This window comes from Phenylobacterium sp. (assembly GCF_035944335.1).
Taxonomy (GTDB): Bacteria; Pseudomonadota; Alphaproteobacteria; order Caulobacterales; family Caulobacteraceae; genus Phenylobacterium.
This window is the reverse complement of record NZ_DASZBG010000108.1, coordinates 1-13,925: the sequence shown is the minus strand read 5'-3', so window position 1 is coordinate 13,925 and position 13,925 is coordinate 1. Positions and strand designations below refer to the sequence as shown.

The following is a 13,925-nucleotide window of genomic DNA, read 5'->3' as shown; positions in this document are numbered from 1 at the left end:
CCCCCGCATGGCTGATCTCTTCGAAGCCGCCGGCCTGACCCCGCAGGCGCCGTCGCCGCTGGCCGATCGGCTGCGGCCGCAACGGCTCGACGAGGTGGTCGGCCAGGACCACCTGCTCGGACCCGAGGGGCCAATCCGCCGGATGGCGGAGGCGAAACGCCTGTCGTCGATGATCCTCTGGGGCCCGCCGGGCACCGGCAAGACCACCATCGCGCGCCTGTTAGCCAAGGAGGCCGGCTACGAGTTCCAGCAGCTCTCGGCCGTCTTCTCCGGCGTTGCCGACCTCAAGAAGGCCTTCGAGGCGGCCCGCGTGCGCCGCATGGCCGGCCAGTCGACCCTGCTGTTCGTCGACGAGATCCATCGCTTCAACCGCGCCCAGCAGGACGGCTTCCTGCCCTTCGTGGAGGAAGGGATCGTCACCCTGGTCGGCGCCACCACCGAGAACCCGTCGTTCGAGCTGAACGGCGCCTTGCTGTCGCGCTGCCAGGTGTTCGTGCTGAAGCGGCTGGACGACGCGGCCCTGGAGGCGCTGCTCGCCAAGGCCGAGGCCTTCGAAGGCCGCGCCCTGCCGCTGGAGCCCGAGGCCCGCAATGCGCTCAGCGCGCTCGCCGACGGCGATGGCCGCTACCTGCTGACGCTCGCCGAGACCCTGTTCAACATCGGCTCCGCCAAGCCTCTCTCGACCAAGGACCTGGGGCAGGTGCTCCAGAAGCGCTCGCCCGCCTACGACAAGGATCGGGAGGAGCACTACAACCTCGTCTCGGCCCTACATAAGTCGATCCGCGGCTCCGATCCGGACGCGGCGCTCTATTGGCTCGCCCGCATGCTGGCCGGCGGCGAGGACCCGCTGTTCATCGCCAGGCGCCTGATCCGCGCCGCGGCGGAGGACATCGGCGAGGCCGACCCCCTGTCCCTGCTGCTCGCCAATGCCGCCAAGGACACCTACGACTTCCTGGGCTCGCCCGAAGGCGAGATCGCGCTCGCCCAGCTCACCGTGCACCTGGCGACCGCGCCCAAGTCCAACGCCGTCTACAAGGCCTTCGGCGCGGCCATGAAGGCGGCCAAGGAGACCGGCTCCCTGATGCCGCCCAAGCACATCCTGAACGCGCCAACCCGGCTGATGAAGGACCTCGGCTACGGCAAGGGCTACGCCTACGACCACGACGCCGACGAGGGCTTCTCCGGCCAGGACTATTTCCCCGACGAGATGGAGCGCAGGACCTTCTATCAGCCGAAAGGCGAGGGCTCGGAGGCGCGCATCAAGGAACGGCTGGACCGCTGGGCGGAGCTGAGACGCCGCAAGGACTCCTGATCGCCGATCATTGTTCTGTCGGACGAAGCGTGTAGCCTCACCCAATCTCTGGGGAGGGACTGAAGATGACTGCAACTGCGGAAGCGCCGCGCGCCAGCGCGCCTTGGCACTATTGGGTGGTGACGGTGGTGGCGCTCGTCTGGAACGCCTTCGGCGCCTACGACTACTTCATGACCAAGACGCAGGGCGACGCCTACCTGCGGAAGGCGGCCATGACCGACGCCCAGATCGCCCACGTGCACGCCTATCCGGTCTGGATGACCGCCGACTGGGCCATCGGGGTCTGGGGGGCGTTGCTGGGCGCCTTGCTGCTCGTGGCCCGCACCCGCTACGCCGTGCATGTGTTCGTGGTGTCGCTCGCAGCCTTCGTGGTGATGCTGGTCTACACCTACCTGCTCTCCGACGGCGCCAAGGCGATGGGTCAACAGGGTATGATCGTCAACCTGGCGATCCTGGCGGGCTGCATCTTCTTCGCCTGGTATTCCTGGACCATGGCGAAGCGGGGCGTGCTGAAGTAGCCGGCCTCCCGGTTTCGGGTGAAGCGACCCTTCCTCCTCCAACGAGGAGGAGGGCCTTCGACGGCGCCGCGTTTCCCTCTACACAGGCCGGGTGAAGAAGCCTGCCGCCCAGCCCGTCAGCCTGACGGCCGACGAGATCGCCTTCGTCCGCAGCCTCGTGATCTTCGAGGACGCGGAGCTGCTCGCGCTCGCCAAGCCAGCCGGCCTGTCCAGCCAGGGCGGCCGGATCGCGGTCCATACGCTGGACGAGCTGCTCTGGGCCTTCGCCAGGCCCGGCAAGGCCAGGCCGCGGCTGATCCACCGGCTGGACCGCGACACCTCCGGCGTGATCCTGGCCGCCAAGACCAAGCCGGCGGCGGGCTTCCTCGGCAAGGCCATGATGGCGCGCAGGATCCACAAGACCTACCGCGCCATCGTCACGCCCGGCGCGCCGGAGCCGAGGGGCGGGACGATCGAGGCGGCGCTGCGGCGCGAGGAGATCGGCCGCGAGGCCTATATGCGCCTCTGTGCGCCCGACCATCCTGACGCGGAAGCCGCCAAGACCCGCTACCGCACCTTGGCCGCGGGACCCGGCGCCGCAATGGTCGAGCTGTCGCCCGAGACCGGGCGCATGCACCAGTTGCGCGTGCACCTGGCCTCCATCGGCCGCCCGATCGCCGGCGACGCCCGCTATGGCGGCGCGCTGGTGGTCGGCGGCCAGCCGGTCCCGCGGCTGATGCTTCACGCCGGCGCGCTCAGCTTCCCCCATCCCGCCGGCGGCACGAAACGCATCGAGGCCGCGGTCCCGGCCGACATGACGGACCTCGCGGCGGCCCTGGGGCTCGCGGAACGTGGCTAAGGTCCTGAACGTTTTGAGGGAACCATGAAACACCTGATCCTCGCCGCCATCGCCTGCGCTTCGCTGGCCGCCTGCGCCACCGAGCCCACCCATTTCCAGCCCGCGGCCGGCCCCAGCGCCGTCGGCTTCTCGGAGCTGCGCATCGAGCCGGACCGCTATCGCGTCATCTTCCAGGGCGGTCCCGGCGCGCCGGAGGCGCAGGTGCAGGACTACGCCCTGCTGCGGGCCGCCGACCTGGCTCTGGCCGGCGGCTATGACTGGTTCCGCGTCGTCGACCGCTCGATCCGCCAGACCGGCTACGGCGGCTCCAGCGTCAGCCTCGGCGTCGGCGGCATGAGCTTCGGCCGCCACTCCGCCGCGGGCGTCGGCGTCGGCACGGGCTTCCCCCTGAGCGGCGGCCCCTCGCTGCAGGCCAGCCTCGAGGTGCTCATGGGCCGCGGGGCGCGTCCCTCGGGCCCCGACGTCTATGACGCCCGCGGCGTCCGCGCCTCCATCGGCGGCCGCGCCGTCTAGCCCTATCGACCGGCGCGCCCCATAAGGGCGGCGCCATGCGTGAAGTCCGCACCATCACCGTCGGCGCCGGCGAGGAGGCCGTCCGCCTGGACCGCTGGTTCCGCAGGCGCTGGCCGCATCTCAACCAGGGCCAACTGGCCAAGCTGATCCGCTCGGGCCAGGTGCGGCTGAACGGCGGCCGTGCGAAGCCCGAAACCCGGGTCAATCCCGGCGACCAGATCCGCGTGCCGCCGCTGCCCGACCCCCCGCCGCCAGGCGAGCGCAACAAGATCGACAGCCGCGACGCCGCCTTCGCCAAGTCCCTGGTGATCTATGAGGACGAGGAGGTGCTGGCGCTGAACAAGCCCTCGGGCCTCGCCGTCCAGGGCGGCACCAAGACGATCAACCACGTCGACCGCCTGCTCTCGGCCTGGGGCGAGGGGCTGGAGCGGCCAAGGCTCGTCCACCGGCTCGACCGCGACACTTCAGGCGTGCTGGTGCTCGGCAAGACGCCCGGCGCGGCCGCCAAGCTCGCCGGGGCCTTCGCCAAGCGCCGGACCGAGAAGCACTACTGGGCCCTGGTCCATGGCCTGCCGAAGCCGTCGGAAGGGGTGCTGGAGCTGCCGCTGGTCAAGCGCGGCGTCGGCGACCGCGAGATGATGACGCCGGCCGATCCCAAGGACCCCGACGCCGAAACCGCCGAGACTGAGTTCGTCACCCTGGCGCGCGCCGCCGACAAGGTCGCATGGATGGCGCTCTGGCCCCACACCGGGCGCACTCATCAGCTGCGCGCCCACATGCTGGCCATCGGCCACCCGATCCTCGGCGACCCCAAGTACAACACCGAGGCTTCATCGGAGATTTCCGGCGAGCTGAAGCTGCAGCTCCACGCCCGCCGGCTGGTCCTGCCGCATCCTTCGCGGGGGTTGCTGATCCTCGAGGCGCCGGTCAGCCGCGAGATGAAGGCCGGCTTCGCCCGCTTCGGGTTCGACGAGCACGAAGCCGACCCGGAGCCGTTCGCCAAGCGGAAGAAGCGCTAGACCAGCCCGAGGACCGGCTTCGCCGCGGCGCTGTCGGGGAAGACGGCGGCGTCCAGCGCGGCGCGCTCCACACCCATGTGCTCGTGCAGCAGTCCCTTGAACAGGCCGCGCATGTCGAGCGTCGGCGCCAGGTCGCGGTTCTCGAACAGGGCCGATTGCTTCAGGCCCGGCCAGTCGCCGACGATGCCGCCGGGCTTCAGGGCGCCGCCGAGCAACAGGGCGGTCGAGGCCGTGCCGTGGTCGGTGCCGCCGGTGCCGTTGACCCGCGCGGTGCGGCCGAATTCGGTGGCCACCACCACCACGGTGTTCTTCCACTCAGGCCCCAGGCCGGTGTGCAGGCCGTCGAGCACGGCGTCCAGATAGGCCAGCCGCGTGGCAAGCTGGCCCTGGGCTCCGCCCTCGTTGGCGTGGGTGTCGAAGCCGTCCAGCGACACCGCCGCGATCTGCGGCCCGTTCGCCTCGCGCATGAAGCCGGCCAGCGACAGGCCGAGCTTACGCGCCGCGTCCTGGCCCTGCCGCTGGCCCGGGGCGCCCGGGGCAGCCATCTGCATCGCCGTCTGCGGGGGTTGGGTCGCGGCTGGCGTCACCGCCGCCTGGGCGGGGCTCATCTGGGCGACATTGGTCATGGCTTCCTGGGCCATGGCCTCGGTGGCGAGGCCGCGGGCCAGCGCCGGGCCCAGCAGGGGATCGGTCTTGTAGAGGTCCTGCAGCAGGGTCGGCAGGCGGGCGGAGCCGTCGACGATCTTGCCCGGCGACCAGGAGGCGTAGGGCGCCTTGCCGCGCAGCACGAGCGGGGCGGTGGGCCCGACCGAGAGCGCGCTCACCTTGCGCACCCGGCCCAGGCTTTCGACCGTGCGGTTCAGCCAGCCGGAGGAGGCGCCATAGACCTGGTTCGCGCCGCTCTCCAGCACGTCCTGGGCCTCGAAGTGCGAGCGGGCGCGGTCGGGCGTCGCCACGGCGGGCACGATCCGGGCCTCGCCGGCCTTGGCCAGGGCATAGGTCGCCGACAGCGCCGGGTTCAGCGCGAAGGTCCCGTCGAGCTTCAGGGCTTCGTCGCGCAGGGCGATGGGCCCGCGCAGGCCCGCATAGTCGGGATCGCCCACCGGCGGGGCGGTGGTCAGGCCGTCCATGCCGCCACGACAGATCACGAAGACGAACTTCTTCTTCTCCAGCCCGCTCTCGGCGGCCGCGAAGCTCTGGGTCGCCACGAACTGCAGGGAAAGGCCGAAGGCGCCGGCGGCGGCGAGCACGCCGCGGCGGGAGGGCGCGAAGGTCTTGGATTGAGGGGTCATCGGCGTTGGAACTCCGGGGACATCAGCAGGAGCGCGAACCCTTCCGGGCGGCTCTCGGCGCGGGCGATGGCGGTGGCGGTGGCCGGCGCGATCCGCTCGCCGAGCGCCTCGGCGGCCAGCGCCTTGGGATCGCGGCCCTGCACAGCCTGGGCGGCGAAGCCCTGGGCGAATTGCATGCGCTTGACGATGCCGTCGGGCGCGGCCCAAGCGTCGGCCTCCTCGGCCCAGCCCTTGGGCGAGCCGGGATCGAACGGCTTCTGCCCCAAGGCGGTGAGGATCGGGCCCACCTGGCCGAAGGCCTGCGGCTGGGCCCCGGCGGCGCGGTAGCTGGAGACGATGAACTCGTAGGGCGTCTTGAACTTGGTCGGCTGCGGCGCCCAGGCTTCCGGCGCCTCGATCAGGGCCTCAGCCACCCGGGCGAGGTCGCCGCCGGAGCTCATCCAGGCCTTCTCCAGCCGGGCGGTCAGGGCCGGTGAGGGGTCGTCGGCCACGAAGTGCCGGGCGATCTTCCCGCAGATGAACTTCGCCGTCTGCGGCTTCCCGGCCAGGTCGGCGAGGATCGCAGCGGACTGGTCCTTGCCGTGTTGGTCGTAGCGGACGCCCATCACCATCCGCTGGCCGGGCTCGTGAGCCACGTCGCGGAACACCGGCTCGCCGATCTGGCCGTCCGGCCCGCGGAAGCCGCCGATGGACAGGCCGGTCATGGCCCGGGCGAACTCGGTGACGTCGGCCTGGCTGTAGCCGCCGTGCACGCCCACCGTATGCAGCTCCATGATCTCGCGGGCCAGGTTCTCGTTGAGGCCCAGGTCGCGGCGCGGCGCCGCGGCCGCCGCCGGCTGCAGCCGCGCGCCGCCGAAGCCACCCCCGAAGCGACCACGCCGGCCGAAGCCCTTGGCCCGCTGGGCCATCTCGCTGTTCGGCCCCACCGACTGCACCTGGTCGAGGTAGATCATCATCGCCGGGTGGGTCTCGACCGCGCCCAGCAACTGGATGAAGCGGCCAAACACGTGCGGCCGGATCGCCTCGGCCTCATAGGGCCCGACGACCGTCGCGGTCTGCAGGTTCTTGGCCGCCACCGTGAAGTGGTTGGTCCAGAACAGCGCCCAGCGTTCGCGGAACGCCGCGTCGGTGGCCGTGGCCAGCTGCACGCGCGACAGGAAGTCGGTCTGGGTGTCGTCGCGCAGCAGCTTCTGGGCGAGCTTCACCGGGTCGCGGGCTTCGGGGGCCAGCTTGCCGCCGTTGGCAGCGCCCTCCTGCTTCACCTCGCGCTTCTGCTGCTGGAATTCGCGCAGGTCGGCGATGCGGCGCGCGGTGGTCTCGCCGCCCGATTGCGGCTGGTCGGCGCCCTCGCGGCGGATCTGGGCCTTCAGCCAGCCCTGTGGATCGCGCGAGGCCTCGGCGATCTCGCCGGGCTTGGCGCCCAGGCCAAAACGGGTCGCGGCGATGGCGGCCTTCAGCTCACGATCGGCGGCAGCCATGGCGCGCCTCCTTGCAACGTCGTGTCATCATGGCCATTCCACGATGAACGGCAGATGATCCGTCGTTCGGCGGGAGACCAGGGTGGCGCGAGGATACCGTGAACCTCTTGAAAAGCCGCGCCGCTTCTACAAGTCCGTAGAGGTGGTCGAGGAGGACGGCGGCTTCGCCGTGCGCCTCGACGGGCGGGCCGTGCGCACGCCTCGCGGCGGCCACCTCGCCCTGCCCACCCGCGCCCTCGCCGAACAGGTCGCGCAGGAGTGGGGATCGCAGGGCGAAGTCCTGGAGGTCGCCGGCATGCACGCCACCCGGCTCGCCAACACCGCCATCGAGGCGATCCCCTCGGCCCGGACCGAGACGGCCGACACCGTGGCGAGCTACGCGGCCTCCGACCTGCTCTGCTACTGGGCCGAGGCGCCGCGGGGCCTCGTCGAGCGCCAGCAGCAACGCTGGGGCCCCGTGCTCGAGCGGATCGAGGCGGAGGCCAAGCTCTCCTTCCTGCGCGCCGCCGGCATCGTCCACCAGGCACAGCCGGAGCCGACCCTGCAGCAGGTCCGCGAGCTCGCGCTGTCGCTCGACGACTTCGGCCTGGCGGGCCTCGCGTTCGGCGCGGGCCTGTTCGGCTCGACCATCCTCGCCATCGCCCTGCAGCGCGGCTGGCTCTCCGGCGAGCAGGCCTTCGAGCTCTCCCGCCTCGACGAAGGCTGGCAGGAGGAGCAGTGGGGCGTCGACGAGGAGGCCGCCGAGCGCACGGCGCGCCTCACCGCCGAGGCGCTGATGCTCGAGCGCTGGTTCCGGGGCCTGGAGGACGCCTAGCGGCGAACCAGCGGCGCCAGTCCGAAGGCCGCCTGGCCTGCGAGGCCCAGGAGACCCGCCGGCTCACCCATCGCGGCGAAATGCGCCGCCAGGGTGCGCCCGAGGGCGAGGTCGAGCGCCGCCTCGGCCACCATCAGCACCAGGAATGCGAACCCACCCATCGCCAACCGACCGCCACGGCCTCTGACCGGGATACGCCGCAGGATATAGCCGCAGGCGATCCAGGAGAGGGCGAGGATCAGCGGAATCTCGAGGGCGACGGCGACGAGGGCGCCTAGGCGCGGCGCTGCGAACAGCACCCGCACCATCCCGACCAGGAACGCCACGGGGAACACCACGGCGAAATAGGCGCCGCCAGCCTTGATCGCGTTGCGCATGCCGGCTCCCGCCCGCATCTGGCCTACCACGCCGCGCTGGCCGCGGCTCGGAGCTTCGACGGCTTGAGGCCTGACCTTGCGCGGCTGCACCGCCGCGACTACCCCTTCGGCGACAGTTTCATGAAGGGCCGCGGCGTGAAGGACATCCTGGACCAGCTCGAGAAGCGCCGCGAGACCGCCCGCCAGGGCGGCGGCGAGCGGCGGATCGCCAGCCAGCACGCCAAGGGCAAGCTCACCGCCCGCGAACGCATCGAGCTCTTGCTCGACGAGGGCTCCTTCGAGGAGTTCGACATGTTCGTCGAGCACCGCGCCACCGACTTCGGCATGGCCGACCAGAAGATCCCCGGCGACGGCGTGGTGACCGGCTGGGGGCGCATCAACGGCCGGGTGGTGTTCGTCTTCTCCAAGGACTTCACGGTGTTCGGGGGCTCGCTGTCCGGCGCCCACGCCCAGAAGATCCTCAAGGTCCAGGGCCAGGCGCTGAAGATGGGCGCCCCGATCATCGGCCTGTTCGACGCCGGCGGCGCGCGCATCCAAGAGGGCGTCGAAAGCCTGGCGGGCTATGCCGACATCTTCCTGCAGAACACGCTCGCCTCCGGCGTCATCCCGCAGATCAGCGTGATCATGGGGCCCTGCGCCGGCGGCGACGTCTATTCGCCGGCCATCACCGACTTCATCTTCATGGTGAAGGACACCAGCTACATGTACGTGACCGGCCCGGACGTGGTGAAGACGGTCACCCACGAAGAGGTCAGCCACGAGGAGCTGGGCGGTTACCGGATCCATGCGCTGAAGTCCGGCGTCGCCGACGGCGCCTTCGAGAACGACCTGGAGGCGCTCACCCAGGTCCGCCGGCTGATCGACTTCCTGCCGCTCTCCAATCGCGAGAAGCCGCCGGTGCGCGAGAGCTTCGACGAGCCCTATCGCGACGAGCCCTCCCTCGACACCCTGGTGCCGGCCAATCCCAACAAGCCCTACGACATGAAGGAGCTGATCCTCAAGGTCGTCGACGAGGCGGATTTCTTCGAGATTTCACCAGATTACGCGAAGAACATCATCGTGGGCTTCGCCCGGCTCGACGGCATGCCCGTGGGCGTCGTGGCCAACCAGCCGCAGGTCTTGGCCGGCGTCCTCGACATCGACGCCTCGCGCAAGGCCGCCCGCTTCGTGCGCTTCTGCGACGCCTTCGAGATCCCGCTGATCACCTTCGTCGACGTGCCCGGCTTCATGCCGGGCACCAGGCAGGAGCAGGGCGGCCTGATCCGCCACGGCGCCAAGCTGCTGTTCGCCTTCGCCGAGGCCACGGTGCCGAAGATCACCCTGATCACGCGCAAGGCCTATGGTGGCGCCTATGACGTGATGAGCTCCAAGCACATCCGCGGCGACATCAACTACGCCTGGCCCACGGCCGAGATCGCCGTCATGGGCTCCAAAGGCGCGGTGGAGATCATCTTCCGCAACCAGAGCCCCGAACAGCTCGCCGTGGCCGAGGCCGAATACAAGGCCCGCTTCGCCAACCCCTTCGTGGCCGCCAGCCGCGGCTACATCGACGACGTGATCATGCCGCATGGCACGCGGCGGCGCATCGTCAAGGCGCTGAAGAACCTGCAGGGCAAGCAGCTCACGAACCCCTGGAAGAAGCACGACAACATTCCCCTCTAGGTTTTCGAGGAACCCCCGCCGTCCCCCCGTGTTGTGCCGCTAGGGCGAGCTACGCCCAAAGCTCAGCACAAGCACGGAGGACCTCCCATGGCCGACAAATGGATGGACGAACGCGAGCGCCGCTGGCGGCAACGCGATCGGCGGGGCTCCGAGGACATGGGCCGCAGCGACCAGCGCCGCTTCGACGGCGGCGAGGACCGCAGCTTCGGCGGCTCGGTCGAGGACTATGAGAATTCCTTCGGCGCGCAGCGCTCGGGCCCCGGGCGCGACCGGGTGTTCGGCGAGCGCGAGACCGGCATGGGCTACGGCGGCGGGGGCGCCGGCCGAGGCGGCGGACGCGGCGGCGCCCCGCGCGACCGCCAGGCCGGATCGGGCCGTCCGCCCGGCTGGCAGGACCGCGACTACCAAGGCGTCAGCCCGGCGATGCAGAACGACGAATACGAGCTGGAGCATCGCGCCGAGCGCTATCAGCGCAGCCACCCGGTCGGCCGCGGCGGCCAGGGCGGCGGCGGCCGCTTCTACGGCGACGGCGGCGGCGAGCGGATCTACCGCGCGGAATACGGCCAGGGCGGCGTGGAGTACGGCGACGTGCCGCGCGGCTATGACGCCGAGCGGGGCGGCCGCATGGCGTCGGGCGGCACCGGCGGCTACGACTACGAACGTGGCTACGGCGACGGCGGCCTGCCGCGCGACGGCGAGCGCCGCCGTGACGAGGACCGCGGCCAGCGGTTCGAGCGCAGCGGCCGCGAGGCGGGCGACTTCTTCCGCCGCGCCGGCGAGCGGGTGGCCTCCTGGTTCGGCGGCGACGAAGCCGAGCGCGACCGCAGCCGCGACTACCGGGGTCTAGGTCCCAAGGGCTACAAGCGCGCCGACGAGCGGATCAGCGACGAGGCCCATGAGCGGCTGACCGACGATCCGTGGGTGGACGCCACCAACATCTCGATCTCGGTGTCGGGCGGCGAGATCACGCTCTCGGGCACGGTGGACAGCCGCGAGGCCAAGCACCGCGCCGAGCGCTGCGTCGAGGACATCGCCGGGGTGAACCACGTGCAGAACAACCTGCGCCTCGATCGCGGAAACCCGCTGACCAGTCCCTCGCGGGGCTACGGCGACAGCGTGCTCGAGCACCAGATGCGCGGTGAGACCGGTTCCGGCGAGGCCATCCCGGCTGCGCGGACGGCGGGCGGCGAGGCCTCGAAGTCCGGCGGCACGAACGGCTCGAGCACGGACACCGGCAAGTCGCGCTGACCTGGATGCTCCCCCTTCGGGGGGAGCTCCGCCGAAGGCGGTGAGGGGGCTTCCACTCAGAAGGCGCAGCTGCGCCTCTGCGGTGGAAACCCCCTCCGACCCTTCGGGTCACCTCCCCCAAGAGGGGAGGATATTCAGTACGCAAACGCCCGATAGCTCTCGTCGGCGCGGTCCGCCTCGGCGCGGCTCTCGAACACCGGATTGTGCCGCAGCCAGCGGCGGGCGCGCTCGGGGAGGCCCACCAGCACGTCGGCCGGAATGCGGATGCTGACCTCCGGCCGCGCCAGCCAGCGCCGCGAATAGCCGATGACCACCATGGGCCTGGGCGTCATGGAGCGGTTCGGCGTGCCGCGGTGGATGTGGCGCACGTCGCGGATCATCACGTCGCCGCGGGCCATGTAGGCGCGCACCAGCGGGATCTCGCCGCTTGCCACCTTGGCCATGCCCTCGGCCTTGGAGAGCATGTGGGTGCCCGGCGCATATTCCATGGGCCCGGTCTCGTCGGTGACGTCGACCAGCGGGAAATTGACCGCCAGCTGGTAGGGCGGGGTCTCCGCGCCGCTCTCCGGGAACAGCAGCTGGGTGTCGCGGTGCAGCTCCTGGTGCTCGGAGCCCAGCAGGGGCGTGTCGCTGGCCAGCTGGCACATGACGCCGTCGGCGCCGACCAACTCCTCGACCACCGCCATCACCGCATCGTTGTCGATGATCGCGGCGTCGGCCCACAGGCCGTGGAAGGGCAGGGTGACGTAGTAGCGGTGCGGCCCGCGGTTCGGGTTGTCGCCCTCGCGGCGGACGGCGCAGGCCAGCAGCGGCCCGAACGCGGCGTTCCAGGTGTCGATGGTCTCGACCGGGATCAGCCCTTTGAGGACCGTGACGCTGGTCTCGCGAACCTCGTCGGCATGGGCGCGAGCTTGGGAGGCCTTGAGTTGCATGGGATGATCTGGCGCCTGGCGAGCTGAATATGTCCTGAAAGGCTAGTCCCGCCCGCCCGGTCCCGCTTCGGGGACGGATCGTCGCATGGCCGAGACATCCACAGTTTTCGCGTCTGCGCGGACCCCGTAAGGTCGCCCGGTGGACGGGCTCGCACGCGAACTGCTGATCTCCGCGGGGATGGTGCTCTTCACCGTGCTCACGCACCTGATCGGCCTCAACATGCTGATCCAGCTGACGCGCATCCACGTGCTGCAGTTCGCCACCTCGGTGCGGGTCGACCGGGTGCTGGTGCCGCTCGGCATGGTGCTGGGCATCTTCGTGATCCACGGCGTGGAGATCTGGGCCTACGCCTTGCTCTACTGGCTGTCCCACGCCGCCGACCGGCTGGATGACGCGCTCTACCTGTCGCTGGGCGCCTACACCACGACCGGCTGGATCGACGTCCACCTGCGCGACGGCTGGCGGGTGGTGCTGTCGCTGGAATCGATCACCGGCCTCCTGATGGTCGGCTGGTCGACGGCGTTCTTCTTCCAGAACCTCAGCCGGATCATGGTGACCGACGAGAGCCATCCGCTGCCGGAAGGCGCCATCGCCACCGAGGCGCCGCGGCGCACCTCACGGGTGCCCGGCGGCCACTAGGCCGTAGCGTGAGCCTGCAGCGCAGCGTCGTCGCCGCGCCCCAGCGGATCGCGCAGATGGCCGCCGTCGGGGGTGAACTCCAGCGACACCGAATTGATGCAGTAGCGCAGCCGGGTCGGCGGCGGGCCGTCGGGGAAGACGTGGCCCTGGTGGCTGTCGCAGCGCGCGCAGCGGGTCTCGACGCGCATCATGCCGTAGGAGGTGTCCTTCACCGCGTGCACATGGGCCTCGTCGAAGGGCGCCCAGAACGACGGCCAGCCGGTGCCGCTCTCGAACTTGGTCTTGTGCAGGAACAGCGGCAGGCCGCAGAGCCGGCAGCCGTAAACGCCGCTATCCTTCTGATCCAGCAGGCCACCGCAGAACGGCGCCTCGGTGCCGTGATGCAGCAGCACCTCGGCCTCCTCGCGGCTGAGCGAGGCCTCCAGGCGCTTGCGTTCCTCCGCGTCAGGCGCGGTGAGATCGAAACCGGATGGGGAGACCGCTGGCGTGCTCATGACCATCAATCTAAGGTCCCGCCGCCCTTCGAGGAAGAGATGCCCCTGTAGATGTTTTCCAAGATCCTGATCGCCAACCGGGGCGAGATCGCCGTCCGGATCATCAAGACCTGCCGCAAGATGGGCATCGCCACGGTGGTGGTCTATTCGGAGGCCGACGCCGACTCGCTGGCCGTGGAGATGGCCGACGAGGCCGTGTTCATCGGGCCGCCACCCGCCGCCCAGTCCTATCTCGACGCCGCCAAGATCATCGACGCCTGCCAGCGCACGGGCGCGCAGGCCGTGCACCCCGGCTTCGGATTCCTCTCCGAGAACGCGACCTTCGCCCGCGCCCTGGAAGCCGAGGGCATCGTCTTCATCGGCCCCAATCCGCACGCCATCGACGCGATGGGCGACAAGATCGAGAGCAAGAAGTTCGCCAAGAAGGCCAATGTCTCGGTGGTCCCGGGCCACGTAGGCGAGATCGACGACACGGCGCACGCCATCAAGATCTCCGAGGAGATCGGCTATCCCGTGATGATCAAGGCCTCGGCCGGCGGGGGCGGCAAGGGCATCCGCGTCGCCTGGAACCGCAAGGACGTCGAGGAGGGCTTCCCGGCGGTGAAGGCCGAAGCCAAGGCCAGCTTCGGCGACGACCGCATCTTCATCGAGAAGTTCATCGAGAGCCCGCGCCACATCGAGATCCAGGTGCTGGGCGACAAGCACGGCCACGTGGTCCACCTGTTCGAGCGCGAATGCTCGATCCAGCGGCGCAACCAGAAGGTCATCGAGGAGGCGCCGAGCCCGCT

15 protein-coding genes are annotated in these 13,925 nt (G+C 70.5%); 10 read left to right on the top strand and 5 right to left on the bottom strand.

Annotation, left to right across the window (positions count from 1 at the left end; translation table 11 throughout):
• Nucleotides 1-7: 7 nt before the first annotated feature.
• From VGT80_RS16970 to VGT80_RS16950, 5 genes are all read left to right on the top strand, one after another.
• Nucleotides 8-1,312, top strand: coding sequence for a replication-associated recombination protein A (locus tag VGT80_RS16970; RefSeq protein WP_327457839.1), 1,305 nt, complete (start codon nt 8-10; stop codon nt 1,310-1,312).
• A 65-nt stretch (nt 1,313-1,377) separates the two neighbouring features.
• Nucleotides 1,378-1,830 (top strand): hypothetical protein, encoded by a 453-nt coding sequence (locus tag VGT80_RS16965; RefSeq protein WP_327457838.1) that lies wholly within the window; start codon nt 1,378-1,380, stop codon nt 1,828-1,830.
• A 91-nt stretch (nt 1,831-1,921) separates the two neighbouring features.
• Nucleotides 1,922-2,668 carry an RluA family pseudouridine synthase gene (locus tag VGT80_RS16960; protein WP_327457837.1) on the top strand — a complete coding sequence of 249 codons (747 nt, stop codon included), beginning with the start codon at nt 1,922-1,924 and terminating at the stop codon, nt 2,666-2,668.
• Between the two features lie 24 nt (nt 2,669-2,692).
• Entirely contained in the window at nt 2,693-3,181 is a 489-nt protein-coding gene (locus VGT80_RS16955; RefSeq protein WP_327457836.1) for a CC0125/CC1285 family lipoprotein, read from the top strand.
• A 35-nt stretch (nt 3,182-3,216) separates the two neighbouring features.
• Nucleotides 3,217-4,200, top strand: coding sequence for an RluA family pseudouridine synthase (locus tag VGT80_RS16950; protein ID WP_327457835.1), 984 nt, complete (start codon nt 3,217-3,219; stop codon nt 4,198-4,200).
• Here the strand turns inward: VGT80_RS16950 and VGT80_RS16945 are convergent.
• The gene (locus tag VGT80_RS16945) at nt 4,197-5,492 is read right to left on the bottom strand and encodes a DUF1501 domain-containing protein (RefSeq protein ID WP_327457834.1); all 1,296 of its coding nucleotides are present in this window, start codon (nt 5,490-5,492) and stop codon (nt 4,197-4,199) included. The two genes, VGT80_RS16950 and VGT80_RS16945, sit on opposite strands and share 4 nt — an antisense overlap.
• A complete protein-coding gene (locus tag VGT80_RS16940) occupies nt 5,489-6,970 on the bottom strand; it encodes a DUF1800 domain-containing protein (protein WP_327457833.1) in 1,482 nt (493 codons plus the stop codon). Before VGT80_RS16940 ends, VGT80_RS16945 begins: the two co-directional genes overlap by 4 nt.
• A gap of 82 nt (nt 6,971-7,052) precedes the next feature.
• Between VGT80_RS16940 and VGT80_RS16935 the strand changes: the two genes are divergently transcribed.
• The gene (locus VGT80_RS16935) at nt 7,053-7,784 is read left to right on the top strand and encodes an ATP12 family chaperone protein (RefSeq protein WP_327457832.1); all 732 of its coding nucleotides are present in this window, start codon (nt 7,053-7,055) and stop codon (nt 7,782-7,784) included.
• Here the strand turns inward: VGT80_RS16935 and VGT80_RS16930 are convergent.
• Nucleotides 7,781-8,161: a hypothetical protein gene (locus VGT80_RS16930; protein ID WP_327457831.1), complete on the bottom strand. Its 381-nt coding sequence runs from the start codon at nt 8,159-8,161 to the stop codon at nt 7,781-7,783. The two genes, VGT80_RS16935 and VGT80_RS16930, sit on opposite strands and share 4 nt — an antisense overlap.
• A 120-nt stretch (nt 8,162-8,281) precedes the next feature.
• Here VGT80_RS16930 and VGT80_RS16925 point away from each other — a divergent pair, with 120 nt between their 5' ends.
• Together VGT80_RS16925 and VGT80_RS16920 are read left to right on the top strand one after the other, a co-directional pair.
• On the top strand, nt 8,282-9,823 hold the full coding sequence (locus VGT80_RS16925; protein ID WP_414693922.1) for an acyl-CoA carboxylase subunit beta: 1,542 nt from the start codon (nt 8,282-8,284) through the stop codon (nt 9,821-9,823).
• An 87-nt stretch (nt 9,824-9,910) separates the two neighbouring features.
• A complete protein-coding gene (locus VGT80_RS16920) occupies nt 9,911-11,071 on the top strand; it encodes a BON domain-containing protein (RefSeq protein ID WP_327457830.1) in 1,161 nt (386 codons plus the stop codon).
• A gap of 134 nt (nt 11,072-11,205) precedes the next feature.
• Here the strand turns inward: VGT80_RS16920 and VGT80_RS16915 are convergent, their stop codons facing one another.
• Nucleotides 11,206-12,003 (bottom strand): phytanoyl-CoA dioxygenase family protein, encoded by a 798-nt coding sequence (locus VGT80_RS16915; protein WP_327457829.1) that lies wholly within the window; start codon nt 12,001-12,003, stop codon nt 11,206-11,208.
• A 139-nt stretch (nt 12,004-12,142) separates the two neighbouring features.
• Here VGT80_RS16915 and VGT80_RS16910 point away from each other — a divergent pair, with 139 nt between their 5' ends.
• Nucleotides 12,143-12,643: an ion channel gene (locus VGT80_RS16910; protein WP_327457828.1), complete on the top strand. Its 501-nt coding sequence runs from the start codon at nt 12,143-12,145 to the stop codon at nt 12,641-12,643.
• Here VGT80_RS16910 and msrB read toward each other — a convergent pair.
• The gene (gene msrB, locus VGT80_RS16905; RefSeq protein WP_327457827.1) at nt 12,640-13,137 is read right to left on the bottom strand and encodes a peptide-methionine (R)-S-oxide reductase MsrB; all 498 of its coding nucleotides are present in this window, start codon (nt 13,135-13,137) and stop codon (nt 12,640-12,642) included. The genes VGT80_RS16910 and msrB overlap by 4 nt on opposite strands.
• Nucleotides 13,138-13,188: 51 nt before the next feature.
• On the opposite strand from msrB, the gene VGT80_RS16900 reads away from it, so the two are divergent.
• On the top strand, nt 13,189-13,925 hold a 737-nt coding region (locus VGT80_RS16900), incomplete at its 3' end, for a biotin carboxylase N-terminal domain-containing protein (RefSeq protein WP_327457826.1).